The sequence below is a fragment of the Intestinibacter sp. genome (assembly GCF_034113885.1).
Lineage (GTDB): Bacteria > Bacillota > Clostridia > Peptostreptococcales > Peptostreptococcaceae > Intestinibacter.
Window position 1 is genome coordinate 1 of the sequence record NZ_JAXEWM010000150.1, and the last position, 2,264, is coordinate 2,264.

The window sequence follows — 2,264 nt, forward strand, 5'->3', positions numbered from 1 at the left end:
TTGTAATTTTTAAATATAAATCCTACAGTATTATTTCTATATGAATCCCAATCAGAATCGCTAAAATCCTTTGTGGATCTGCCGTTTATTATTAAATCGCCCTTATCGTAATACTCTAAACCACCTATTATATTTAAACAGGTAGTCTTGCCTGAGCCACTTGGACCTAAAATTGTCACAAATTCACTCTCTCTAAACTTTAAATTAATCCCGTCTAATGCGATTTGTTTATTGCCTCCTGTTATATAACTCTTATAAATATTTTTAAGCTGTAACATAAGCCCTCCTAAATCTATTTACCTCAACTATTTTAGACAAATACATTTTAATATATTTTAAATATAAAGGAAATATATTAATAAAATATGAATTAAATATAGATGTAAAATTTTATATTAAGTTCATATTTACAATCTATAATGTTATAATGTAATTTAGTTAAAATAAATTTGCCTAGACGGTAAACTTTCTTAATATAGATAATAAATTTGAGGTGCTTTAGATGTTTAATATACTAGTAATTGAAGATAATAAAAATATGAGAAAGCTCATATGTGCTACTTTAAAACAACACGGATACTCAACCTTTGAAGCCTCTGACGGTGAGGTTGGACTAGATGTTTTAGATACTACACATATAGATTTGATAATTTGCGATATAATGATGCCTAATATGGATGGCTATGAATTTACTGAAACTTTAAGAGAAGGACATTGTGAAATTCCGATTATAATGGTCACTGCTAAAGAACAGCTAGAAGACAAGAAAAAGGGATTTTCTATGGGAGCTGACGATTATATGGTAAAGCCTATCGACTTTGAGGAATTAATCCTGAGAATTGGAGCAATATTGAGGAGATCAAAAATTGTAAACGACCACAAGATAACTATTGGAAACACAGTTTTAGATTACAATTCCCTATCTGTAACAGTAGATGGTGAATGTAACACTCTACCTAAAAAGGAATTTTACCTTTTATTTAAATTGGTGTCTTCACCAGATACTATATTTACACGTAGACAGCTTTTAGACGAGATTTGGGGTATGGAGAGCTTAGCAGACGAGCGAACTGTAGATGTACATATCAAGAGAATAAGAGAGCGCTACAGAGATTCAAAGGATTTTGAAATTGTCACAGTAAGAGGTCTTGGATATAAAGCGGTGGTCAATTCATGATAAGAAACCTGCAGACAAGGCTTATTTTATTCATGGTTTTGATTTCTATATTTTCTGGATGCTTCTCATTTGTTATTTCGTATTGCTTTTACGGAAATACCATAGAGCATACTATGAAGCAAAATCAGACTAAAATAGCCCAAAATATTTTGCTATTACACGATGAAACTGATTTTCCACTTGAAAAGATTATTTCGATGGATTTCGGAAGTGAATACGAGATAAATGTAGTAAACGATATATCAAGCTACGATGATTTAACTGAAAGCGATGAAGTTATTTACTCTGAAAAGCCACTTCACTCGATTACTACACTTGTTCCAATCGAGGATAAATACGTCGTGATTTCAAATAAACCAAAAAAGAACTTGTTTTTTTATACAACTATAAATAGTCTACTTGCTATTTCATATACATTGATATTTATATCAATTATGGTAACTATGTTTAGTAAAAAATTTTTAATGCCTATTAGAAATTTAAACTACGCCACTGGAGAAGTCGCCAAGGGAAATTTCAATATAAAACTACCTATCCCAAATGAATTTGAGCTAGCTTCTCTAACTGCAAAATTCAACACAATGGTAAAGGAATTAAATAGCATCGAGACACTTAGAAACGACTTTATAAGCAATGTATCCCACGAAATCAAAACGCCAATAGCGACTATACAGGGATTTTCAAACTTATTAAAGGACGATACTCTTTCAAAAGAGGACAGAGATGAATATCTAGATATAATAATCAGCGAGACATCTAGAATTTCCAATTTGACCAGCAATATCTTGAAACTGACTAAATTAGAAACTCAGGAAATCATAACAGACAAGGTGGCATTTTCTCTAGATGAACAGCTAAGACATTCTGTGCTTCTTTTACAGAGGGATTTAAGCGAAAAAAACTTAGATATAGATATAGATCTAGACGAGGTAGAAATATACAGCAACGAGGACCTATTGCAGCAGGTTTGGTTAAACCTCATCTCAAATGCGATAAAATTTACAGACGAAAATGGTAAGATATCTATACAGCTTATGGACACAGAGGATACTGCAACTGTTAAAATTACAGATACAGGTATCGGTAT

Annotated in this window: 3 protein-coding genes; 2 read left to right on the top strand and 1 reads right to left on the bottom strand. The window is 31.7% G+C overall.

Going from position 1 to position 2,264, the window contains the following annotated elements; all coding sequences use genetic code 11:
* A partial coding sequence (locus SPD90_RS09340) for an ATP-binding cassette domain-containing protein (RefSeq protein WP_320925046.1) occupies positions 1–278 on the bottom strand: 278 nt, incomplete at its 3' end.
* A 224-nt stretch (positions 279–502) separates the two neighbouring features.
* Between SPD90_RS09340 and SPD90_RS09345 the strand changes: the two genes are divergently transcribed.
* Positions 503–1,177 (top strand): response regulator transcription factor, encoded by a 675-nt coding sequence (locus tag SPD90_RS09345; protein WP_320925047.1) that lies wholly within the window; start codon positions 503–505, stop codon positions 1,175–1,177.
* Positions 1,174–2,264, top strand: a 1,091-nt coding sequence (locus tag SPD90_RS09350) for a HAMP domain-containing sensor histidine kinase (RefSeq protein ID WP_320925048.1), incomplete at its 3' end; no start/stop codon positions are given. The genes SPD90_RS09345 and SPD90_RS09350, both read left to right, overlap by 4 nt.

Bases quoted from the DNA above. Each gene is read 5' to 3' on its own strand.
- SPD90_RS09345 (WP_320925047.1), top strand. From the start codon at position 503: ATGTTTAATATACTAGTAATTGAAGATAATAAAAATATGAGAAAGCTC.